26 protein-coding genes are annotated in these 22,650 nt (G+C 61.7%); 7 read left to right on the plus strand and 19 right to left on the minus strand.

Going from position 1 to position 22,650, the window contains the following annotated elements; all coding sequences use genetic code 11:
- Positions 1-10 precede the first annotated feature (10 nt).
- From ACYCFC_RS09815 to pdxB, 7 genes are all read right to left on the minus strand, one after another.
- Positions 11-784: an ABC transporter permease gene (locus ACYCFC_RS09815; RefSeq protein ID WP_181086288.1), complete on the minus strand. Its 774-nt coding sequence runs from the start codon at positions 782-784 to the stop codon at positions 11-13.
- Entirely contained in the window at positions 781-1,527 is a 747-nt protein-coding gene (locus ACYCFC_RS09820) for an ABC transporter ATP-binding protein (RefSeq protein ID WP_459653846.1), read from the minus strand. Before ACYCFC_RS09820 ends, ACYCFC_RS09815 begins: the two co-directional genes overlap by 4 nt.
- Positions 1,528-1,646: 119 nt before the next feature.
- Entirely contained in the window at positions 1,647-2,636 is a 990-nt protein-coding gene (locus tag ACYCFC_RS09825) for an ABC transporter substrate-binding protein (RefSeq protein WP_459653847.1), read from the minus strand.
- A 313-nt stretch (positions 2,637-2,949) separates the two neighbouring features.
- Complete coding sequence (gene recR, locus ACYCFC_RS09830) at positions 2,950-3,549, minus strand: recombination mediator RecR (protein WP_181086285.1); 600 nt, start codon at positions 3,547-3,549, stop codon at positions 2,950-2,952.
- Between the two features lie 164 nt (positions 3,550-3,713).
- The gene (locus ACYCFC_RS09835) at positions 3,714-4,040 is read right to left on the minus strand and encodes a YbaB/EbfC family nucleoid-associated protein (protein ID WP_459653848.1); all 327 of its coding nucleotides are present in this window, start codon (positions 4,038-4,040) and stop codon (positions 3,714-3,716) included.
- A gap of 19 nt (positions 4,041-4,059) precedes the next feature.
- Positions 4,060-6,081 carry a DNA polymerase III subunit gamma/tau gene (gene dnaX / locus ACYCFC_RS09840; protein WP_459653849.1) on the minus strand — a complete coding sequence of 674 codons (2,022 nt, stop codon included), beginning with the start codon at positions 6,079-6,081 and terminating at the stop codon, positions 4,060-4,062.
- Between the two features lie 85 nt (positions 6,082-6,166).
- Complete coding sequence (gene pdxB / locus ACYCFC_RS09845; protein ID WP_459653850.1) at positions 6,167-7,309, minus strand: 4-phosphoerythronate dehydrogenase PdxB; 1,143 nt, start codon at positions 7,307-7,309, stop codon at positions 6,167-6,169.
- A gap of 109 nt (positions 7,310-7,418) precedes the next feature.
- Between pdxB and ACYCFC_RS09850 the strand changes: the two genes are divergently transcribed.
- The gene (locus ACYCFC_RS09850; RefSeq protein WP_459653851.1) at positions 7,419-8,819 is read left to right on the plus strand and encodes an MATE family efflux transporter; all 1,401 of its coding nucleotides are present in this window, start codon (positions 7,419-7,421) and stop codon (positions 8,817-8,819) included.
- Here the strand turns inward: ACYCFC_RS09850 and ACYCFC_RS09855 are convergent.
- Positions 8,788-9,543 (minus strand): sulfite exporter TauE/SafE family protein, encoded by a 756-nt coding sequence (locus ACYCFC_RS09855; RefSeq protein ID WP_459653852.1) that lies wholly within the window; start codon positions 9,541-9,543, stop codon positions 8,788-8,790. The two genes, ACYCFC_RS09850 and ACYCFC_RS09855, sit on opposite strands and share 32 nt — an antisense overlap.
- A 109-nt stretch (positions 9,544-9,652) precedes the next feature.
- Here ACYCFC_RS09855 and ACYCFC_RS09860 point away from each other — a divergent pair, with 109 nt between their 5' ends.
- Complete coding sequence (locus ACYCFC_RS09860) at positions 9,653-10,609, plus strand: LysR family transcriptional regulator (protein ID WP_181086750.1); 957 nt, start codon at positions 9,653-9,655, stop codon at positions 10,607-10,609.
- Between the two features lie 5 nt (positions 10,610-10,614).
- Here the strand turns inward: ACYCFC_RS09860 and ACYCFC_RS09865 are convergent, their stop codons facing one another.
- From ACYCFC_RS09865 to aroC, 8 genes are all read right to left on the minus strand, one after another.
- The gene (locus tag ACYCFC_RS09865; RefSeq protein WP_459653853.1) at positions 10,615-10,956 is read right to left on the minus strand and encodes a ribonuclease E inhibitor RraB; all 342 of its coding nucleotides are present in this window, start codon (positions 10,954-10,956) and stop codon (positions 10,615-10,617) included.
- Positions 10,957-11,181: 225 nt separating this feature from the next.
- A complete protein-coding gene (gene speE / locus ACYCFC_RS09870) occupies positions 11,182-12,033 on the minus strand; it encodes a polyamine aminopropyltransferase (RefSeq protein WP_459653854.1) in 852 nt (283 codons plus the stop codon).
- A gap of 117 nt (positions 12,034-12,150) precedes the next feature.
- The gene (locus tag ACYCFC_RS09875) at positions 12,151-12,339 is read right to left on the minus strand and encodes a PLDc N-terminal domain-containing protein (protein ID WP_181086747.1); all 189 of its coding nucleotides are present in this window, start codon (positions 12,337-12,339) and stop codon (positions 12,151-12,153) included.
- 3 nt (positions 12,340-12,342) lie between these two features.
- A complete protein-coding gene (locus ACYCFC_RS09880; RefSeq protein WP_181086746.1) occupies positions 12,343-12,552 on the minus strand; it encodes a PLD nuclease N-terminal domain-containing protein in 210 nt (69 codons plus the stop codon).
- Between the two features lie 158 nt (positions 12,553-12,710).
- Complete coding sequence (locus ACYCFC_RS09885; protein WP_459653855.1) at positions 12,711-13,019, minus strand: hexameric tyrosine-coordinated heme protein; 309 nt, start codon at positions 13,017-13,019, stop codon at positions 12,711-12,713.
- A 133-nt stretch (positions 13,020-13,152) separates the two neighbouring features.
- On the minus strand, positions 13,153-13,698 hold the full coding sequence (locus ACYCFC_RS09890; RefSeq protein WP_459653856.1) for a 1,2-dihydroxy-3-keto-5-methylthiopentene dioxygenase: 546 nt from the start codon (positions 13,696-13,698) through the stop codon (positions 13,153-13,155).
- A gap of 79 nt (positions 13,699-13,777) precedes the next feature.
- A complete protein-coding gene (locus tag ACYCFC_RS09895) occupies positions 13,778-14,929 on the minus strand; it encodes an MFS transporter (protein WP_459653857.1) in 1,152 nt (383 codons plus the stop codon).
- 106 nt (positions 14,930-15,035) lie between these two features.
- Positions 15,036-16,127: a chorismate synthase gene (gene aroC, locus ACYCFC_RS09900; RefSeq protein WP_459653858.1), complete on the minus strand. Its 1,092-nt coding sequence runs from the start codon at positions 16,125-16,127 to the stop codon at positions 15,036-15,038.
- Positions 16,128-16,380: 253 nt separating this feature from the next.
- Between aroC and ACYCFC_RS09905 the strand changes: the two genes are divergently transcribed.
- Positions 16,381-17,166, plus strand: coding sequence for a hypothetical protein (locus ACYCFC_RS09905; protein WP_459653859.1), 786 nt, complete (start codon positions 16,381-16,383; stop codon positions 17,164-17,166).
- Between the two features lie 12 nt (positions 17,167-17,178).
- Here the strand turns inward: ACYCFC_RS09905 and prmB are convergent, their stop codons facing one another.
- Positions 17,179-18,099, minus strand: a complete 921-nt coding sequence (gene prmB, locus ACYCFC_RS09910) for a 50S ribosomal protein L3 N(5)-glutamine methyltransferase (protein WP_459653860.1) — start codon at positions 18,097-18,099, stop codon at positions 17,179-17,181.
- A gap of 191 nt (positions 18,100-18,290) precedes the next feature.
- Here prmB and ACYCFC_RS09915 point away from each other — a divergent pair, with 191 nt between their 5' ends.
- The 4 genes from ACYCFC_RS09915 (at position 18,291) to folE (ending at position 20,634) form a co-directional block, all read left to right on the plus strand.
- Entirely contained in the window at positions 18,291-18,884 is a 594-nt protein-coding gene (locus tag ACYCFC_RS09915; RefSeq protein ID WP_181086739.1) for a cysteine hydrolase family protein, read from the plus strand.
- Between the two features lie 84 nt (positions 18,885-18,968).
- The gene (locus tag ACYCFC_RS09920) at positions 18,969-19,286 is read left to right on the plus strand and encodes a hypothetical protein (protein ID WP_459653861.1); all 318 of its coding nucleotides are present in this window, start codon (positions 18,969-18,971) and stop codon (positions 19,284-19,286) included.
- 98 nt (positions 19,287-19,384) lie between these two features.
- Entirely contained in the window at positions 19,385-19,942 is a 558-nt protein-coding gene (locus ACYCFC_RS09925) for a Smr/MutS family protein (protein ID WP_459653862.1), read from the plus strand.
- A gap of 146 nt (positions 19,943-20,088) precedes the next feature.
- On the plus strand, positions 20,089-20,634 hold the full coding sequence (gene folE / locus ACYCFC_RS09930) for a GTP cyclohydrolase I FolE (protein WP_459653863.1): 546 nt from the start codon (positions 20,089-20,091) through the stop codon (positions 20,632-20,634).
- Positions 20,635-20,832: 198 nt separating this feature from the next.
- Here folE and ACYCFC_RS09935 read toward each other — a convergent pair whose 3' ends face one another.
- Together ACYCFC_RS09935 and ACYCFC_RS09940 are read right to left on the minus strand one after the other, a co-directional pair.
- Complete coding sequence (locus ACYCFC_RS09935; protein WP_181086735.1) at positions 20,833-21,435, minus strand: glutathione S-transferase family protein; 603 nt, start codon at positions 21,433-21,435, stop codon at positions 20,833-20,835.
- A 30-nt stretch (positions 21,436-21,465) separates the two neighbouring features.
- Positions 21,466-22,632: an aminotransferase-like domain-containing protein gene (locus ACYCFC_RS09940; protein WP_459653864.1), complete on the minus strand. Its 1,167-nt coding sequence runs from the start codon at positions 22,630-22,632 to the stop codon at positions 21,466-21,468.
- Between the last annotated feature and the right edge of the window lie 18 nt (positions 22,633-22,650).

Here is a 22,650-nt window from a genome sequence, read left to right on the forward strand (position 1 = left end):
GCAAGCGACCTCAGACGTATTGGTAGCGCAGCATCCTCTGCTTGAATTTTTCCAGCACCACCTGATCGATCAGGGTGGCGAGGATGGCGATCACCAGAATATTCATCATCACGCCGCTCATGTCGGCGATCTCACCTGAATACGCCAGCGAACGTCCCAGGCCCTGGCCGAAACCGATCAGCATTTCAGCGGAAATCAGCGCACGCCAGGCGTTGCCGAACGCCAGCTGGGCACCGGTGATCAACTCCGGCATTACCGCCGGCAGGTAGACACGGCGCAGCAACTGCCAGCGTGACGCCCCCATCACCCGCGCGGCGGCGACATGTACCGGCTGCACGCTTTCGGTGGCATTCATCACCGACAACGCCATGGGGAAGAATGCGGCCAGCGCCACCACCACGATGATCGGCAGGTTGCCAAAGCCCATGACGATCAGGAACAGCGGTACCCAGGCAATCGAGGGAATCGACTGCAGGATGACGATGGCCGAGCGCAGGATTTCACGGAAGAAGAACAGCACCCCGCCGACCAGGCCAAAGCCGATACCGAACAGCAAGGCAAAGCTGTAGCCACTTCCGAGACGACTCATGCTGCCGTACAGGCCTTCGCGAAATGCTGGCTCCTGTACCGTGGTGAACAGCCGCTCAAGCACCGTGGGAATTCCCGGCATCAGGAATGACGGCAGGCTCCAGGCCGCCGCCTGCCAGATCAGCAGGATGAACAGAACCGCCAGCACCACGGCGAGGTATTTTTTCGGGCCGGTTAGACGACGTGGCTGACTCATGGCTGGCCGACCTCCGTCTTGATGCCCAGCAAGCGCAGGATCTCGGTTCGCTCGGCGGCGAACGCGGTCAGATCATGGCTCTTTTCGCAATGGGTGAAGTTGAAGGTTTTCAGCACCTGCGCCGGGCGCGCACTGAATACCAGCACATGGTCGGCCAGGTACAGCGCCTCATCGACATCATGGGTCACCAGCAGCACGGTGGGCTGGTGCTGCTTGATCAGTTCCAGCAACACGTCCTGCAGTGCCATACGGGTCAGCGCATCCAGTGCACCGAAGGGCTCATCGAGCAGCAGCACTTCGGGCTTGGCGATAAAGGCACGCGCCAAGGCCGTGCGCTGACGCATGCCGCCGGAGACCTGGTGCGGGTAGTAATGCTCGAAACCATCCAGACTCACCCGCGCCAGCCAGCCCGCTGCCTGCTCGAAAGCGCTGGCCTTGGCCACGCCCTGCAGCTCCAGCGCCATGGCGACGTTGCCTTGCAGGCTCAGCCACGGGTAAAGCGCGTGCTCCTGGAACACCAGCGTGCGACGGGGGCTCGGGCCGGGAATCTTCTCGCCATCGGCCAGCACACGGCCAGCGGTGGGATTTTCCAGTCCGGCCACCAAGTGCAGCAGGGTCGATTTGCCGCAGCCGGAAGGTCCGACCAACGCCACCAGTTCGCCCTGGGCGAACTCGGCATTGAAGCCTTTGATGACCTCAAGCTGCCCGAACCGCTTGTCTACTTCTTCGAATCTGAGTTGCATGAAAAACCTGAAAGAACTTCGCCGGCGACAGCCGGCAGAATGAAAACTGCCCGGCACGTGGCCGGGCAATGAGCCATCAGCAGCATCAACGGCCTGTCAACAGGGCGCTGATGAAGCGATCAGAGTTCGCGTGCTTCTTGCCAGGACAGGTCCAGGATCGCGCGGGTATCGAACGGCTTGCCGTCGCGGGTCTTCAGCGAACCCAGCTCCTGCAGAATATCGGCCAGTTCCTGAATGCGCGCCAGATCAGCCTCATCCAGTTTCGCAGTGAAATCCTGGGTGGCGATGGCTTCCTCGATCACCACTTCACGCGGCAGCTCGCCACGCTCCAGGGTCTTGAGCGTCGGCTCGGCGATGAAATAGCCGGCGATCAGCCTGGCGGCTTCGGCAGGTTGGTTCTCCAGCAATTCGATGGCTTCGCGCTGGGCATCGAGGGATTTCCACACGGCCTCCTTGCGCTTGCTCAGGGTTTCGCCGGAGGTGATGACCACCATGCAGGGGAAAGGCCAGACTTCACCGATCTCGTAGATCTGCTTGACCGGAGCCACCAGTTGGGCGATGCGGTCATAGGGTTCGAACAGGAAGGCTGCATCGACCCGCCCGGACACCAGCGACTGCACGGCAACTGCCGGGCTGACACCCATGATGTTCACATCGCTGGGCGCCAGCCCGGCAGCCTTCAGCGTCACGCCGCGCAGTACCGAATCGGCAGTGCTGCCCTCGCGCTGCGAAGCCAGACGGTGCCCCTTGAGACCAGCAACATCCTCGATACCGGTTTCGTTGCGCACCAGAATCGAGTGATAGCCCTGCTGGGCTCCGCCAACCACCTTCAGATCGGCGCCCTTGGAGGCCCAGGCAACGGCATTGGTGAAACCCAGCACCCCGGTGTCCAGCTGCCCACCGACGATGGCCTTGATCAGATCGGTACCGGAACTGAATTCGACCAGCTCGACATCCAGGCCATGCTTCTTGTACAGCTGCGCCTCATGGGCAACCATCGCCTGGGCATCATCCATGACGCGGATGTAGCCAACCTTGAATGTTTCCTGTGCCTGCGCGAATGCGCTCACCAGCAACAGAGCGGGGACCAGCCAGTACCTTGCCTTCATCTTCGACCTCAACGCTGTGCACGCTTGCGATATATAACCAAAAGAAAGCTTATTATTCGACTTGGTTATATATCTTCATTGGCTTAGAACTTTACACGATCTGATGCATAGCCTGCACCTCTTGACTGGCCATATGCTCCAGACGGAAAGTTATATCGATGCAGTGATTGGCACTGATGTAGGTCGGCTAGCGAAGCGTAATCCGACGATCCGGATACCTGATCCGACAAACTGATGCACAGGCAACCGCAAGCAAGGCTTTCGCCCTATGCCGTCTGATCGTTCTCGTCGGGTCGGTGAAGCGTGACCCGGCCTACAGATGGATGGTCTTGCGCCCGGCCAGCGCGTGGGCCAGAGTGCCGCCATCCACTAGGTCCAATTCGCCGCCCAACGGCACACCATGCGCGATCCGGCTGAGGGTCAGCCCCTTGGGGATCAACAGCTGCGCGATGTAATGGGCGGTGGCCTCGCCTTCCACGGTCGGGTTGGTGGCCAGGATCACTTCGCTGAAACTGCCTGCAGCAACACGTGTCAGCAATTCGGGAATACCAATGGCTTCCGGCCCCAGGCCATCGAGGGGCGACAGATGCCCCTTGAGCACGAAATAGCGCCCGCGAAAGCCGGTCTGCTCGACCGCGAAGACATCCACCGGACTCTGCACGATGCACAGCAGGCTATCGTCCCGGCGCGGATCAGCACACTGCGCGCACAGCGCCTCTTCGCTGAGGGTGCGGCACTGCTGGCAATAAGCGACATTCTCCATCGCCCGCGTCAGCGCCTGGGCCAGACGCAAACCACCACTGCGATCACGCTCGAGCATCTGCAGGGCCATGCGTTGTGCCGTCTTCTGCCCGACGCCGGGAAGAATGCGCAATGCGTCGATGAGTTGGCGAATCAGGGGGCTGAAGCTCATAAGATAAGTGTCGCTATTGGAGAGAGGCTGCACGGGGCAAGGGGCGTTCAGGCGGCGTGCAGAGCAAGGCGCTAGAAGGCGTGGGCACCGGAGTTTACTGCGCGTAAATGAGGATGCCCGCGCCTTCTAGCAACGCAGCTATGCGCGTCGGCTGGGCGGCCCGGTTAAAAAGGCATCTTGAAGCCGGGAGGGAGTTGCATGCCGGCGGTCATACCGGACATTTTTTCCTGGCTGTTCGCCTCGATCTTGCGTACCGCATCGTTCACGGCGGCGGCAATCAGGTCTTCGAGGATGTCCTTGTCTTCCTGCATCAGACTGTCATCAAGGCTGACGCGCTTGACGTCATGACGACCATTCATCACCACACTGACCAGGCCAGCGCCGGATTGGCCGGTCACTTCAGCGTTCGCCAGCTCTTCCTGCATTTTCTGCATCTTTTCCTGCATCTGCTGCGCCTGCTTCATCAGGCCGGCCATGCCACCTTTCATCATGGGGATTTCCTCGGGTCGATCAGGGTTGTTCCAGGGGTTCGATGGTGCCCTCGCGGATCACCGCCGCAAATTGCTGCATCAGTTGTTGGACCAGCGGATCGGACTGGATCGACTGCTCGGCGGCCTGCTGCCGCTGCGTACGATACCGGGCCGCCGCCTGAGCCGGGGTTTCCTGTTGCGGTGTCTGCAGTTCGATCACCAGCTTCAGGGGCCGGCCATGATACTGATCGAGCGCCTCGTTCAGGCGCCGTTGCTGGGTTGCATTGAACAGTGCGCTCTGCGCCGGATCCAGGTGCATCAGCCAGCGATCATCCTCGACCGAAATCAGCGTGCAGTTGGAGGCGATGCTGCCAGTCAGGCCAGACAAGCCCAGCTTGAGATAGATGCTCTGCCACTCCGCAGCCAGGCCCGTGGCCGGCTCCATGGCAAGCGCAGGCTCGGCGATTTCGGCAGCGGGCTCGAATGATTCCAGCGTGTCCAGATAGGCTTCGGCCTGGGTTTCAGCCTCGAAATAATCCTCATCGCTCAACGGTGGCTCGTCATCGTCCACCTCTTCGACCGGAACCGGCGCAGTGGCGGGCTCAACCGGCTCGGTAACGGCCTGCGCCGGTTCGCTGCGGGCGGGCGGCTCCATAACAGCCGGGGCTGGACGCTCTTCCCAGGGCGGATCGATGGGCGGCGCTGCGGGCGTGAACTGTGCCGCCGGTTCCTCGGCAACGGGCGCCTGCGCAGGCTCATCTGAGGGCTCTTCGAAAGCCGACTCAGCGACAGCATCAGAAGCAGGCTGCGCCAGAACTTCAGGCTCGACGGCAACACTGGATGGCACAGGTGCAGCGGCGACAGGCACCGCGGGCGCAGCTGCAAGCATCGTGGCGGCCACCGGCGCCGCCTGGGAATCAGTCGTGGCCGGACTGATTCCCTGATTCTTTAAGAGTGTTCGCGGCGCGTTTTCACTACCCGCCGGGCGAAACGCCAGCATGCGCAGCAGGACCATCTCGAAGCCACTGCGCGGGTCCGGCGCCAACGGCAGATCGCGCCGACCGATCAAGCCCATCTGGTAATAGAACTGCACATCCTCGGCAGGCAGCGCCTGGGCCAGCGCCAGCACCCGCTCACGATCACCCTGGCCGTTGTCCACCGCCTCGGGCAACGCCTGGGCAATAGCCACGCGGTGCAGCACGTTGAGTATTTCCGCCAGCACACCGCCCCAGTCAGGGCCTTGCTCGGCCAGATGGCGAACCGCCTCCAGCAACGCACGGGCATCGCCTTCCAGCAGCGCCTGCAACACGCCGTAGACCTGACCATGATCCAGGGCGCCGAGCATGCTGCGCACATCCTCGGCCAGCACCTTGCCTTCACCGAAGGCGATCGCCTGGTCGGTCAGGCTCATGGCATCGCGCATCGAACCGTCGGCGGCACGCCCCAACAGCCAGAGCGCATCGGGCTCGAAGGGTACGTTTTCCGCACCCAGCACATGGGTCAGGTGCTCCACCACCCTTTCCGGCGGCATGTTCTTCAGCGAGAACTGCAGGCAGCGCGAAAGAATGGTGACGGGCAACTTCTGCGGATCGGTGGTGGCCAGCAGGAACTTGACGTGCGGCGGCGGCTCTTCGAGCGTCTTCAGCAGCGCATTGAACGAATGCGACGAAAGCATGTGCACTTCGTCGATCAGATAGACCTTGAAGCGACCCCGGCTGGGTGCGTACTGCACGTTGTCCAGCAGCTCACGGGTATCTTCGACCTTGGTGCGACTCGCGGCATCGACTTCGATCAGGTCGACGAAACGCCCCTCATCGATCTCGCGACACACCGAACATTCGCCACAAGGCATGGAGCTGACGCCGGTTTCGCAGTTCAGGCACTTGGCGATGATCCGCGCGATGGTGGTCTTGCCGACGCCACGGGTGCCGGTGAACAGATAGGCATGGTGCAGACGCTGACTGTCCAGCGCATTGATCAGGGCCTTGAGCACGTGCGTCTGCCCGACCATTTCGCGGAACGAGCGTGGACGCCATTTGCGGGCTAGAACCTGATAACTCATAACACCATCGCGGGATAAAGCAGGAAGACGGGCAATGCTAGCGGAGCAGGCTGTAAATTGCATCCGGCCTGTCACACCCTGCGCGCTAGCCTTTCAGACTACAGCCCAGCGCCCGGACGATCTGCTGAAGCTGTGCCTGGCCGTCGACATCGACCTGCAGCCCATCGATTTCCCGGCGTGGCGGATAGTCCTTGCGCAACTGATCGAAAGCCATCCGGCGCTGTTCGTCATCGCCACCGAGGCTTCGGCGGAAGGCCGCATCGTCCCGACGCGGGTCGTAGACCGCTCGGCAGAGGGTCGTCAGCACCTCTTCCGGGGTAGCGCTGCTCGCGAAGGACAGCCCGCGAAGCGGCGCCTGCGGCATCAGTTTGGCCAGCGCTACCGTCGGTTCCAGCCCTTTGCTGGCGCAGAACGCCTGATAGATCTGTGCGGTGCCGCGCAACTTGCCATCCAGGCTGTAGCCGGCGATGTGCGGTGTCGCGATCCAGCACAGTTCGGCCAGCCCGACATCCACCTGTGGCTCGCTTTCCCAGACGTCCAGCACGGCCTGGATATCCTGGCGCAGGGCCAGCTGGCCGCGCAGTGCCGCGTTGTCCACTACCGCGCCTCGGCTGGCGTTGATCAGCCAACTGCCAGGGCGCAGCTGTTCGAGGCGCGTCTGGTCGAGCAGATGCAAGGTGGCATCTTCGCCCTCCAGCGTCAGCGGCACATGCAGGCTGATGACGTCGCAGGTCTCGATGACTTCGTCGAGACTGGCGAAATCACCGGCCTCCCGCGCCTGACGCGGCGGATCACAAACCCGCACATCCCAGCCCAGGCCACGCAACACCTCCACCAGCCGCCCGCCGACCTCACCGGCGCCGACCACGCCATAACGCCGGCTGGCCAGCTCGACGCCCTCACCTTCGGCCAGCGTCAACAGGCTGCCAAGCACATAATCCACCACGCCACGGGCGTTGCAGCCCGGTGCGCTGGCCCAGGCGATGCCGGCTTGCGCAAAGTAATCCAGGTCCAGATGATCGGTGCCGATGGTGCAGGTGCCGACGAAGCTCACCTGACTGCCTTCCAGCAGTTCGCGATCGACCCGCGTCACCGAGCGCACCAGGAGCACGTCCACCTGCTCCAGCGCGGCCCGGTTGATGCGGCGCCCTGGCATGCGCCGGATCTCGCCGCATTCGGCGAAGAAGGATTCAACCAGAGGGATGTTTTCGTCAGCAAGAATACGCATGTGCGGCTCCATCAGTGATAGGCCTATTCTAGACCGCCCGCACCTTCCGGGGGCGCTTCGCCGGGCGTAGACTACGCCGCCTCTTGTATACAACTCGGATTACCCGGAAATGCCTGCTGAGCCAAGACTCAGGCGCGTGCGCAGCGAACTGCGTGCGCTCTTCGCCATCGCCCTGCCCATGATGATCGGGCAACTGGCCAATACCGCCATGGGTTTCGTCGACACCATGATGGCCGGGCGCGTCAGCCCTCGCGATCTGGCTGCCGTCGCCCTGGGCAATTCGGTCTGGGTGCCGATGTTCCTGCTGACCAGTGGCGTGATCCTGGCGACCACGCCGAACGTGGCGAAGCGTTTCGGTGCCGGCGAGCACGGGCAGATCGGGCCAGTGGTGCGCCAGGCGTTGTGGATGGGGCTGGGGATCGGCGGCTTCTCCGCCGTGCTGATGTGGAATGCCGAGCCGCTGCTGCATCTGTTGCAGGTCGAAACGGATCTGATCGAACCCAGCATGGCCTATCTGCGCGCCGTGGCCTGCGGTTTTCCGGCGATGGCGCTGTATCTGGTACTGCGCTGCTACAGCGATGGCCTGGGGCACAGCCGGCCAAGCATGGTGATCGGCCTGCTCGGCCTGCTGCTGAACATTCCGCTGAACTACATCTTCATCTACGGCAAGCTGGGCGTGCCGGCCATGGGCGGCGTCGGTTGCGGCTGGGCCACGGCGCTGGTGATGCTGTTCATGTGCCTGGCCATGCTGTTCTGGGTACGTCGCGCCGGGTATTACCAGCCAAGCCGGCTGTTCGAGCGTTTCGACGCGCCATCCTGGCCGGAGCTCAGCCACCTGCTGGCCGTCGGTATCCCCATCGGCATCGCGGTATTCGCCGAGGCGAGCATCTTCTCGGTGATCGCCCTGCTGATCGGCGCGCTCGGCGCGACCGTGGTCGCCGGCCATCAGATCGCCCTCAACTTCACCTCGCTGATCTTCATGATTCCACTGTCGCTGGGCATGGCGATCACGGTGCGCATCGGCCAGGCGCTGGGCCGCAACGCGCCGCGCGATGCGCGCTTCGTGGCAGGCCTGGGCATCGCTACCGGTCTGCTTTTTGCCTGCTTCTCGGCCACGGCCATGCTGCTGTTCAGCGAACAGATCGCTCGCATCTACACCACCGATCCGGTGGTCATCCAGGTCGCGGCAGGATTGTTCTTCTATGCGGCGCTGTTCCAGTTCTCCGATGTCGTCCAGGTCACGGCAGCCGGCGCCCTGCGCGGCTATCAGGACACCCGCATGACGATGGTCTTCACCCTGGTCGCCTACTGGGGAATCGGCCTGCCGCTGGGTTACACCCTCGGGCTGACCGATACCTTCGGCACCGCCAGCGGGCCGGTTGGACTCTGGCAGGGGCTGATCGCGGGCCTGAGTTGCGCGGCGCTGCTGTTAAGCATTCGTCTGGTACGTAGCGCGCGCAAGGAGATACGTCGCGCGCCTAAACCTCAAGCGCCAGCAACGCAGCACTGAGTAACAAAAAGCCGCTGAACAGCAGGCGCAGCAGGCGCTCCGGCAGGGCGTGCGCCAGCTTCACGCCCAGGCTGATGCTGAGCAGTCCGCCGATGGCCAGCGGCACCCCCAGCGCCCAGTCGACCTGCCCGTGGAGTGCATAAGTCGCCAGCGTCACCCCGGTGCTGGGCGCTGCCAAGGACAATGACAAGCCCTGCGCAACGACTTGCGAAGTGCCGAATATCGAAGTGAGAACCGGCGTGGCCAGCACCGCGCCGCCCACCCCGAACAATCCGCCCAGAGCGCCCGCGCCGGCCCCCAGGGCACCCAGCCAGGGCCAGGGGTGGCGCAGTTCGGTAGCACCGGTCTGCGGCCTGAGAAAGACGCGCAGCAAGGTATAGATGGCCAGGGCCAGCAGGAAGCCGACAAAGGCGATGCGCATTCGCCCCGCATCCAGCGATACCGCCAGTGCCGCACCGGCGATGGCGAAGCAGAAACTGGAGATTCCCAGCGCTGCCGCATGGCGGACATCGATACGATTGCGCTGGTGATAACGCCAGATCGCCAACAGCACGTTGGGCACCACCATGACCAGCGCCGTACCTTGCGCCAGGTGCTGATCCAGGCCGAACAGCACGCCCAGCACCGGAATCGCGATCAGCCCACCACCGATGCCGAACAGCCCCCCCAATGCGCCCAGCATCAAGCCCAGTGCAATATTCAACGCGATGCTGAGCAAGTCCATCTCTTAGTTTTTCCGTCAAAAAAAACGATGCTATAGCGCTCAGGCTGTTACGGATATGCACAGCCATGCACAATGACTATGCAATTCTTGCAAAGCCAGTGATACCCGTATGCAATCAGACCCGCTTTCCGATCAGTTCAGGCTGTTTCTCGATATCCTCGACAGTGGCAGCTTCTCTGCCGCTGGCCGCCTGCATGGCCTGACGCCCTCCACCGTCGCCCGGCGCATCGATGCTCTGGAGAACAGCCTGGGCTGCCAACTGGTCAGCCGCAGTACCCACACCATCAAGCCCACCACGGCAGGCCAGGTGTTCGCCGAACGGGCCAGGCGTATCGTGCAGGAACTGCAGCTGGCCCGTGCTGAAGTCACTTCACTGCAAAACGCGCCGCGCGGTCGGATTCGCATAGACGCACCCGCCCCCTTCGGTCGCCGGCACCTGGCCCCTGCGTTGGCAGAATTTCTCCAGAGTTATCCCGAGGTGGATATCCAGCTGCGTCTGATCGACAGCTTCGTCGATCTACGTGGTGAACACCTGGGCGAAGTGGATCTGGTGCTGCGCATCGGCCCGATGGCCGATACCCGACTGGTCGCCACGCCTCTGGCCCCGTTGGTGCGCATCGTTTGCGCCAGCCCCGACTATCTGGCGCGGCGCGGGGCACCACTGGATGCCAATCAATTGCCAGCGCATGACGGCCTGGACTGGGATGCCCTGGCACCGCCTCATGCATGGCGTTTCGAGCATGACGGCAAGCGGCAACTGCTGCGCCCCGGTCGCATGCGGATGGTCGCCAACAACGCCGAAGCCTTGCTCAGCGGCACGCTGGCGGGCCTGGGTATCGCACATCTGCCGACCTGGCTGATTGCCGACCACCTGTTGCGCGGCGAGTTGTTGCCCCTGTTCTGCGAAAGCGGGCTACCCCAGCCCGAGCCCAGCGGCATCTATGCCCTGCGCCTGACACGGGAAGCCGATTCGCGCAGTCGTCTGCTGCTGGAGTTCCTGAAGAGCCGCTTCGGCCCGGTCCCACCATGGGACCAGGCACTGCAAGGGGGATTGGGTTTCGGATGAAGCTGTCAGACAGTGCAGCCGGATAGCTCCTGAGTCACGCCCCAGCCATCGACCACACCGCCCAGCGGTTCGACAAGATTCTCCAGATCCTGCTCGAAATCACCGATGCCATCGAAAGTGGCGTACATGACTTTGCTCACCTGAAGATTCCAGGCGCCATCGTTACGGGGAAAAACCTGTGTATTGACGCATTCGCCACGAAAATTGCTGGCGGCTGCGCATGCCTGTTCACGGTCGGAAAACACGGCATAAAACTCGATGGGATGAACGCGGGCGAAATCGAAACCGCCTTCCTTCATCCTCAAGAGCACGTTGCTGCTGACATCCTCATGGAAGGTGGCACTCATCTTTCAACCTCCTTTATGGATGGAATGGCTTTCGCAGAGAAAGCCTTCTTGTCGAGCCTCGTTGCGGGTGTTGAAGGGATGAATCGAGTGTGTGGATGATTTGCTCGGTCAGGCCCGGAACGTTATGGAGCCCAACCGACAGGTTCGAACATAGGGTATCTGGATCAGTGTCGCAATGAACTTGCCGCTTGGTGCATGCCGCAAGCCCCCTGCCAGGCTGCTGAGTCAGTCGTTACTGGCTTTGCCGATGGCCTGCAAAACGTACTGGGGCAGCGCAAAGGCCGCGAGATGGACATGCGGATTGTAGTAGCGCGTCACAACCCCGCTGCCGGCAAAACGCTGGGAAAGGGTTTCCAGCGGCAACCGACGACTGGCTGAATCGCAAGCACCCCAGGCGAAGGTCATCGCTCCACCGCTGCAAGTGGGCGCCGCCGCCTGGTAGAAATGCCAGTCTGCAAACAGGCCATTCATCCGTCTGGCCGCTGCCTGCACCTGCGTGAGCTGCATGAACGGGGTACCGGTGCGGGCGACCAGAATGCCGCCATTGTTCAGGCAGCGCCGGCAGGCCTGATAGAAGCCCTCCAAGGCCTCATCTGCAGCGCCGTTATCGGCGCTGCAGATGATCACATCGAACTTCTCTTCACAGGTATTGAGAACGTGCAGCCCGTCATCGATCAGCAGATTCAGGCGAGAATCGGTGAAAGCGCCTCTGGAATGCTCCGGCAGGAAGGTCTTGCACGCTTCCACCAGGGCGGCATCAGCCGCAACCATGGTGATGCTTTCGACCTCACGGTGCCTGGCGACCTCGCGCACGATGCCACCATCTGCGCCGCCGATGATCAGCACCCGCCGCGCCAGGCCATGGGCTAGGATCGGTACGTGAACAAGCATTTCGTGAGGAATGAACTCATCGGCCTCAGTGGTCTGAATCACCCCATCCAGCGCCATGACACGACCCATGCGCGCATTCTCGAAGATGGCAAGATGCTGATGCTCGGTGCGGGCGTCATGCAGCATCCGGTCGATGCTGAAGCGTTGGCCGTATCCCTCATAGAGAGCTTCCTGATAGTCACTCATGGGTGTCTCCCGTGATGGATAGCGTTGCAGAAGGCGCAGCGGCAAGCTGCCTTCGCCTTCAGGAAAGCACCGTATTCTACTTTGGTCCAATGCAGGCTAAACCACGGGGCGCTTTCGCTACAACCTGACCTTGGCGAAACGCCCGACTGCGATGACCCACATGATCAACCCGACCACTGGCAGAAGCGCGATCACCAGGCTCCAGATGATCTTGCGGCCATACTCGATACGGCTGAACCAGACGTGAAGAATCGCCAGAAAGTCCGCGATCAGCACCAGAACGGCCAACAATGGAGTCAGCTCCATCTATCAGCGCCTCAGGCTCATGTCGTCTGGCCGGTTACCGCGCGGGCCCATGAGAGCCCAGAGGATCAGGCCCAGCACCGGCAGGAAGAAGATGAGCAGAACCCAAAGCACTTTCTTCCCGCTGGCGGCATCACTTCGCACCACACTGACAATGGCCCAGATATCCAGCAGCAGGATGATCAGGCCGAAAATACCGCCGAAGGCATCGGTCATGGGTGGCTCCTCATTACGATGGGTTCGCAGTTTGGATGCCTGGCAAGCCCGAGGGTTCAGGCATGCAGACCGAAGCGGCCTGTATCTGCCCGCCGCAAAGAGCGGCACCCTGTCCTTTGGCCATGCCTGTGGACAGCGTTCAACTGGTGGAAACCGGATTATTTCCAGTAATTGTTCGCTGCTGCGACGGTCTGGAAGTGAATGGCGACCACTTCAGAAGCATGCATCAACGCCTCGCCCTTCTGAGCGTACTTCTCACGTTCCCGGAACAGCACTTCCTTGTCTGGCTGGGTACTTTTGACGCCCATTCTGGACAACTTGACGGCCAGCTCGAAGCCCTCTTGCGGCGTTTCGGTGATCAGGCTGGGCAACCAGCTCTGAGGCGCCTTGTCCTGCGCCTGAAGTGAAAAGGGCAAGCCCAGAACAAGCACAGCGAACCCAATTGCGGCAGTACGTTTGATGGACATCGTTTTCTCCAATTTCCCTGGCAGACGAAAGAGGCTTCGTGGTTGCGGTTTGCTCCAGCACTTGCTGGAGCCGTCGCATTAAGGGCCTAAAACGTCGGGTAGCTCAATGCCTCTTTGGAGTGACGACTTTGGATCAATCTTCCAGTCGCGGAAAACGACTCGCGATATCGTCGCCGGTGAACTGCGGAGCACGACCTGCCGGATTAACGAACAGGCAAATGGCAACCAGATGCGGGTTTTCACCCCTGTCGAACCAGTGACGAACGCCCGCTGGTATCAGGATCAGGTCGCCTTTCTCACACAGCACGGCATAGACCCGATCTACGATATGCAAATTGAACAGCCCCCTTCCGGCAATGAAAAGACGCACCTCGTCCCCGGACTGAACGTACTCTTCCAGTTCCTGTGCGCGCGAATCGCCCAGCCCGTAACGCTCCTGGGTCAACCTGAGCACTTCCACACCGGCATGGCCGTACTCGTTCTTCAAAAGGTCGATCTGCGGTTGATAAGCGGCGACCAGCTCTTCATCACTGGCATCCGGGCCGATGGCTGTGCTGGCTTGCCAGCGTTCCAGGTGTACACCCACCTCGGCCAGCGTGGCGGCAACGTCCTCGTGATGCGTGAGCACCTTGAAGGGCTGTTCGGGCGTGCTGTGGTGATAGACACTGAGGATGCTCATGGTCGCTGTCTCCGGGCCGGGCGATGACTGACCCGGTATCTGATCGATGATTCGTTGGCAGGGCGGCAGCCGTTGGCGGTCATGCCCGACTGCCCTGCACAGGGGTGGCCATGATAACGGCTGCGGCCAGGGCCGCCAGACTGGCGATGGCAAAGACCCAGACCGGCCCCAGACTGGTCCAGCTGTAACCTGAATACAACGCCCCCAGCGCGCCACCGATACCGGCCAGCGTCGCATACAGGGCCTGGCCCTGCCCCTGCTGGCGATGACCGAAACTGCGCTGGACGAAATGCACCGCGGCGGCATGGAAGCTGCCGAAGGTGGCTGCATGCATCAGTTGCGCGAGCAGCAGCACGACGAGGTGATCGGCCAGCGTTCCCAGCAGCAGCCAGCGCAGCGCCGCCAGCAGGAAGCTCGCCACCAGCACCTGGCGCAGGGAAAAGCGCTTGAGCAATGCCGTCATCACCAGGAACACCAGAATCTCGGCGATCACGCCCAAGGCCCAGAGCAGGCCGATGGTGCCTCGATCATAGCCGAGCGCTTCCAGGTGGATGCTGAAAAAGGTGTAGTAAGGTCCGTGGCTGACCTGCATCAGACCGACACAGGCATAGAACGCCAGCACGCCGGGGCGGCGCAGCTGACGCAGGAAACCGCCCTGCCCGGCGGCTTCCGGTCGCTGTTCGGGCTGCGCATTGGGCACCCAGACGCTGCTGAGGACGATGCCTGCCATGATCACCATGATCGCCACCGGGTAAACATCCAGGCTGAGTCGCTCGAACAGCATGCCCAGCCCCACCACCGTAACGATGAAACCGATGCTGCCCCACAGGCGAATCTGGCTGTAGCGCGCCGCCTGTTCGCGCAGATGCGCCAGAGTGATCACCTCGAACTGCGGCAGCACCGCATGCCAGAAGAACGCATGTAGGGCCATCACCAGTACCAGCCAAGCGTTGCTCTTGTCGAAGAAGATCAGCCCGAACGACAGCAGCGTGCACAGCGCCCCGAGGCGCACGATAGCCAGCCGCTGCCCCGTCGCATCCCCCAGCCAGCCCCACAGGTTCGGCGCCAGGCAGCGCATCAGCATGGGAATCGCCACCAGCTCGCCGATGCGCTCGGCGGAAAAGCCGAGGTGGGCGAAATACAAACCGAAAAACGGCGCCGCCGCGCCAAGCAGCGCGAAATAGAAGAAGTAGAAGCCCGAGAGGCGCCAGTAGGGTAGCTGTAAGGACATGCGATCTGCCATTTCGCTGAAAGCTGGAGGCTGAACGCTGGACGAAAAAGCGGCTTGTACTGTCCAGCCCTCCAGCGTCCAGCCTTCACGCCACAGGCGTCGACCGTCAGGCCTGCCCCAACACCGGCGTCGTTACCTGCACATCGGCATTCTGCCCACGGTGGCGCAGTAGATGATCCAGCAGCACGATGGCCATCATCGCCTCGGCGATAGGCGTGGCGCGGATGCCGACGCAGGGGTCGTGACGGCCCTTGGTGATGACCTCCACCGGATTACCTTGGGTGTCGATGGAACGGCCCGGCGTGGTGATGCTCGACGTGGGCTTGAGCGCCAGGTGGGCAATGATCGGCTGGCCGGACGAAATCCCGCCGAGAATGCCACCGGCCTGGTTGGACAGAAAGCCTTCCGGCGTCAGTTCGTCACGATGTTCGGTGCCGCGCTGGGCGATGCTGGCGAAACCGGCGCCGATCTCCACGCCCTTGACCGCATTGATGCTCATCAGCGCATGGGCCAGCTCGGCATCCAGGCGATCGAAGATCGGCTCACCCAGCCCCGGCGGTACGCCCTCGGCCACCACGGTGATCTTCGCGCCGACCGAATCCTGGTCACGGCGCAGCTGATCCATGTAGGTCTCCAGCTCGGGCACCTTGTCCGGATCAGGGCTGAAGAAGGCGTTCTGCTCCACCGAATCCCATGTCTTGAACGGAATCTCGATTGGCCCCAGCTGGCTCATGTAGCCACGCACCTGGATGCCCAGGCTCGCCAGGTATTTCTTGGCGATTGCACCGGCGGCGACGCGCATGGCCGTCTCGCGCGCGGAGCTGCGACCGCCACCACGGTAGTCGCGAACGCCATATTTGTGGTGGTAGCTGTAATCGGCATGGGCCGGGCGGAACTGATCCTTGATCGCCGAATAGTCCTTGGACTTCTGGTCGGTATTGCGGATCAACAGGCCAATCGGGCAACCCGTGGTACGCCCCTCGAAAACCCCCGACAGGATTTCGACTTCATCGGCTTCCTGGCGCTGGGTGGTGTGACGACTGGTGCCGGGCTTGCGCCGGTCGAGGTCACGCTGCAGGTCTTGCACAGACAGCTCCAGCCCCGGCGGGCAGCCATCGACGATGGCGACCAGCGCCGGCCCATGGCTCTCGCCAGCGGTGGTGACGGTGAACAGCTTGCCGTATGTGTTGCCGGACATGCAGGGAGCTCCGCGATCGACCTGAACAAAGGGCGCAAAGTATACCCGAGCCGCTGCGTATTTCGTCGTGTCCGATGCCGACGCCACTTTCCGCAAGCGTTTATGGCACATCGCTACCCTTCAGTTGACAGGTCGACAGCCGACACGCACTTTAACAAGCCGTTGAAAAATGAAGTCTTGCCACGCAGGTAGTTTTTCTACGGCCTTTAACCCGTCAGTAACGACTGATACCCACAAGGCCACGGACGCCATAATGACCGACAGCACAGCACCGACCGATAGCGACGCCAAGGCGCCTGATTCGCCGCAATCTCATCCCTGGGAAGAACTCGCACCGGATCGCTTTCGCCTGCTGCGCCTGGCGCCGTTGCCGACCGACAGTGACAGCGGTGCACGCCCGCTACGCTTCGTCGAACTGGGGCAGATCGAACGGCATTCACGGCAACTGAGCCTGCTGAAGCTCAGCATCAGGCTTCCAGGCCAGGTCCTGTCTAAAAAGTACAATGTGCTGGAAATCTGGGTGGATCATGAAGCCAAGGAGCTGCGCTTCGGCCCGGACTCGGGTCTGCATCTTGAGCCGAGCAATCGTGGCCTCGGACGCTTTCTGCTGGCCCAGGGCGCGCTCTGGGCGCAGAAACGCTGGGCGCACTACCTGGTCAAAGAGGGCGTCCTGCCTGCGGGGGATGTAGCCAACGACGATATGCGTCTGCGGCGGGATCATTGCCTACAGAGCCAGGGCCTCGACGTGACCTACCCCGATTCACAGCAGCTCAAGGCGCTCTACAGCGTGCCGCGCGTCAGCACGCTGCGCCCCGACTGGAACGCCGAGAAAGTACAGATCATCGAGCTGACCGATGCCGCGGCCATGCTCGAACAGGCCGACCGCAACCTGCTCGAACAGGAAAACACCATTCGCGACATTCAGGAACGGCTCAACCGGTTTCGTCGCGAAGACGGCACGCTACGCTTCACCATCGCCTGCCTGATCGCCTTTTCACTGTTTCAGGCGGGCCTGCTGATCTGGATCGCGACCCGCTGAAAGCACTGCCGCTCAGGGCCTGCTGCGTTCGCGAAATAGCGCCTGATGCTCACGACACTGGCTTGCCGCCAGTAGAAACACCCCATGCCCGCCCTCGGCGAATTCCAGCCAGGTGAAGTCCACCTCCGGGTAAAGCGCCTTGACGTGCACCTGGCTATTGCCAACCTCGACGATCAGGCTGCCGCTATCGGTCAGGTGATCCGCCGCCTCGGCCAGCATCCGCCGCACCAGATCCAGACCATCGCTACCGCAGGCCAGCCCCAGCACAGGCTCATGATGATATTCATCGGGCATATCGGCGAAGTCCTCCGCATCCACATAGGGCGGGTTGGACACGATCAGATCGAAGCGTTGCCCAGGCAAGCCCTCGAAACCATCGCCCTGCACCGTATAGACACGCTCGTCCAGACCATGATGCTCGATGTTGCGGTTGGCCACTTCGAGCGCTTCGAAGGAAATATCCGCCAGCACCACTTCGGCATCGAGGAACTCATAGGCGCAGGCAATGCCGATGCAACCCGAGCCGGTGCACATATCCAGAATGCGCGCCGGTTTCTGCGCCAGCCAGGGCTCGAAACGCCGCTCGATCAGCTCGCCGATGGGTGAACGGGGAATCAGCACACGCTCATCGACGATGAACGGCAGGCCACAGAACCAGGTTTGCCCAAGCAGGTAGGCGGTGGGCACGCGCTCCTCGATACGCCGTCGCAGCAGGTTCTGGAGGTGCTCGCGTTCATCATCCTCCAGGCGGCAATCGAGGTAACTGTCGGCAATTTCCCAAGGCAAATGCAGCGCACCCAGTACCAACTGACGCGCCTCATCCCAGGCATTGTCAGTGCCATGACCGTGGAACAGCTGTTCGGCATGAAAATGGCTGACGGCCCAGCGTATGTAATCGCGCAGCGTACGCAATCGGGAAGGCGAAGCGGTCACGTCGGCATCTCCGGTCAAAAGTGCGAAAGTTTAGCCGATAGTGTGCAAGGTTTCTCAGCCTTCTGCTCGCCATCGGCGCTGGCCTATCGCCAGGATAAGATCCATTCAGCGAGCGAATCATGGGTTTCGACGGTTCACATATCCGTCATCTGAGGCCACAATCAGGCCCCTCACACAACAAGGAGTCAGTCATGTCCAAGCCACAGACCTTGCTACAGCTCAGTGGCCGCAGTTATGCACCGGCGACTCTGGCCAACGCGACGCTCGTGGTTATCGACGCGCAAGAGGAATATCGCACTGGAGCGATGGCCCTGCCGAACCTGGCGCCGGCGCTCGAGGAAATTACCCGCTTGCTGGCGCTTGCCCGTAAAAACGGCACGCCCATCGTGCATGTCCACCACCTGGGCATCACTGGCGGCCTGTTCGATCCTCAAGGCCTGCGCGGCCAGATCATGCCGGAAGCAGCCCCTCTGGCCGGCGAAGGCGTGATAGGCAAAACGCTCCCCAATGCCTTTGCCGGCACGCAGTTGCATGAACTGCTGCAGCAGCATGGCCGCCTCGATCTTGTCGTTTGCGGTTTCATGACTCACTCCAGCGTCAGCACCACCGTCCGCGCCGCCAAGGACTACGGCTACCGCTGCACCCTGGTCGACAAGGCCTGCGCCACCCGCGACCTGCCAATGGGCGATGGCTCGATCGATGCCGAACAGGTGCACCGCATGGAAATGACCATCCTTGCCGACAATTTCGCTGTCTGCGTGGCCGATGCCGGAGCGTTGGCCTGAATCGAATCGGAAAACGTACCTGACGGGCAAGTGAACCTGGCCGGGCTTCCTCGGTCACAGCCCTGCCCCTGAGAGGTAACCGAAATGAAACTGACCGATAGCTTCGATGCGCGCCGCCTCCGGCCACGCGAACCACGGCGATGGCGCTCACGCATCGGCATGCTTCTCGGTCTGCTGCTGATCATTCTCGGCATGCTTCTGGCACTTGCGGGTGCCGCATCCCTGCTTGGCAACAACGATACCCTTGGCAGTCTGACGCTTGATCCTGAAACGGCGATCGCCTCGCTGCTACCGGGGCTGGTTATGCTCTGGATTGGATTGCTTGTCAGGCGTCGGGTACGCCGCCGCTTCTACGGCCCGGGCAGCATCAGCCTGTCGCCTCGCCTCGGCAGGAAACGCTGAGAGCGTCCACCTTCTGCATCTGCAAAGGCCAACGACCGAATCTCAAGTGCCATACGGCCAACCCCTGGGATAAAATTGCCGGCAAATGCGGAGGCAGCATGCAAGAAGACGATTTTTCCCTTTTCAAAGCAGCAGTTCGCGGCGTCAAACCCATCGAACACGATCGGGCCGACACCGGCAAACCACGCAGCAACAAGGCCCAGATCGCCACCCGTCGAGCGAATGCCAGCATCAGCAACGATGAAACCCGCATCGATGGTCTGTCCGATCAATTTGTCATCGACGTGGCCGCTGAAGACGAGCTCTACTGGGCGCGCGACGGCGTGCAGGAAAGCCAGATACGCAAGCTCAAGGCCGGTCAGATCCCCTTCGAGGGCAGCCTCGACCTGCATGGGCTGAGCGTGGAAAAGGCGCGCGAGCTGCTCTGGGATTTTCTCGCCGAAGCCGGCAAGTTCGAAATCCGTTGCGTGCGCGTCACGCACGGCAAGGCCGCACGCATCGATGGCAGGCGGCCTCTCATCAAAAGCCATGTGAATACCTGGCTTCGTCAGCATCCCCAGGTGCTCGGCTTCACCTCATGCCTGCCCCGCCACGGCGGTACTGGCGCGATCTACCTGTTGCTCAAGCGAACCATGCTCGACGGACGAGACGAGTAAAGACTCTCAAGCTTCCAGTGAATGAGCCTCATGTCTCCTCTTGCGGCATATGGCTTGCGGCCCGCCGCTGGTTTTTCCCCTTGCCAGCGCGGCGGGTGCGTCCTACCCTTCGCGCTTGCGCTCACATGAAGCCCACAGGTAGCTCAATGTCACTGGAACAACATTACACCGCGATCCTTGGTCAACTCGGCGAGGACGTCAACCGCGAGGGGCTGCTCGATACACCCAAGCGCGCCGCCAAAGCCATGCAGTACCTTTGCAAGGGCTACCAGCAGACGCTGGAGGAAGTCACCAACGACGCCCTGTTCAGCTCCGACAACAGCGAAATGGTGTTGGTGAAGAACATCGAGCTGTACTCGCTGTGCGAACATCACATGCTGCCGTTCATTGGCAAGGCACATGTCGCCTATCTGCCCAACGGCAAGGTGCTGGGCCTGTCCAAGGTTGCGCGGATCGTCGACATGTATGCCCGACGCCTGCAGATTCAGGAAAACCTCACCCGCGAAATCGCCGAAGCAATTCAGCAAGTAACCGGCGCCTGGGGCGTTGCCGTGGTGATCGAAGCACAGCACATGTGCATGATGATGCGCGGCGTGGAAAAGCAGAACTCCTCGATGGTCACCTCGGTGATGCTCGGCCAGTTCCGCGAAAACCCCGCCACCCGCAGCGAGTTTCTCGGCCTGGTCAGATAATGGAGGCTGGAGGCTGGAGGCTGGAGGCTGGAGGCTGGAGGCTGGAGGCTGGAGGCTGGAGGCTGGAGGCTGGACAGCGTGCGGCCTAATGCCAAAACTCCGTCAAGCTTTTCCGTCCAGCCTTCCAGCTTCCAGCGCTCTTAATCGGCTTTTCTCGTCCAGCCTTCCAGCCTCCAGCGCTTTTATCGTCTTTTACCTTTAATCGAACATGCCCACATGTCGCGGATGGCTCGCAACTCGCTGCAACCAGGTGCGGATTGCCGGATAGCCTTCCAGTTCGAAACCACCCTCCTCGGCGACGTGGGTATAGGCATACAACGCCACATCTGCAATCGAATAGTGCTCACCCACCAGGTACGGGGTGCGCAGCAATTGCTGCTCCATCACGTTCAGCGCGTGATAGCCATCGTAGCGCTTGGCCTCATATTCTTCACGACGCTCTTCCGGCATACCGAGATGCACTTTGATGTACCTGGCAACCGCCAGAAACGGCTCGTGACTGTACTGCTCGAAAAACTGCCACTGCAGCACCTGGGTACGCAGTCGCGCCTCGCCCGGTAGAAATTCGCTGCCCTCAGCGAGAAAGTTGAGGATGGCGTTCGACTCCCAGAGGCAGGAGCCATCCTCCAATTGCAAAACCGGTATCTTGCCGTTGGGGTTAAGCTTGAGAAACGCCTCTTCGCGCGTTTCACCGCGCAGGATATTCACCGGCACCCACTCATAAGGTTGCTCAAGCAAGTGCAGCATGAGCTTGACCTTGTAGCAGTTGCCGGAACGATAGTCGCCGTAAACCTTGTACATTTCATTCGCCCCTATGAGTGCACGTCGAAGCTAGGCCGCTTCGGCGGTAGATGCCTGACGAACCACAGCTGCCAGGCGGCATATCCCTTCAGCCAGCCGCTCCGGTGCCACGTGGCTGAAGTTAAGCCGCAAATAGCCCAGGTTGCAGTCAGGATTCACGAAGAAAGGCTCGCCGGGCATGAACACCACATCCTGCTCCAACGCTGCATCGAGCAGCGTGCGCGTATCCACGGGCTGATTCAATTTCAACCAGAAGAACAAGCCACCCTGGGGAAGCTGCCACTGGGCAAGATCGACGAAATGCTCGCTCAGCGCTGCCTGCATGGCATCGCGGCGTAACCGGTAGAAGCCGCGCAGCTCGGCCAGATGCTCGCGGTAGCGCTCACTGCCCAGCCACTGCAGGGCCTGCCACTGGCCAACACGGTTGGTATGCAGATCCGCCGACTGCTTCAGGCGCAACAGATAGGGAAACAGGTCGGGCGTTGCGATCAGGTAACCGACGCGCAGCCCCGGCAGCAGCGTCTTGGACACCGTGCCGGTATAGATCCAGCTGGCGCTTCGCAAGCGGCCTGCAATAGGCCGTGCGAGTTCCTCATCGAAAACCAGCTCACGGTAGGGCTCGTCCTCGATCAAGGTCACACCGAACTCGTCGAGCAAGGCCGCAACGACATCGCGCTTCTCTTCGCTGTAACGCACCCCGGACGGATTCTGAAACGTCGGGATCAGATAGGCGAAGGCCGGCTTGTGACGCTCCAGTCGCTCGCGCAAGACCTGCAACTGCGGACCATCGTCCTCTTGCGGCACCGCCAGGCAGTCGGCGCCGAACAGCTGGAACGCCTGCAGCGCCGCCAGGTAGGTCGGTGCCTCGAGCAGCACTTCGGTGCCCGGATCGATGAACAGCTTGGCCGCCAGATCGAGCGTCTGCTGCGAGCCACTGACGATCAGCACCTGCTCCGCACTACAGGGTACGCCTCGCTCGCGTGCCTCGGCGGCGATGGCTTCGCGCAGTGCCGGCTCGCCCTCGCTCATCCCGTATTGCCCCATGTCCACCGGCATATCCGTCCACTCGATGCTGGGCAGCATCGCCGCAGCCGGCAAGCCACCGGCGAAAGACATCACCTCGGGGCGCTGCGCCGCAGCGAGGATTTCACGGATGAGCGAGCTTTTCAGGCGGTCGATGCGTTCGGAGAAGGCCATTGGGGTACCGGATGCGAA

Source organism: Stutzerimonas sp. NM35 (assembly GCF_054604355.1).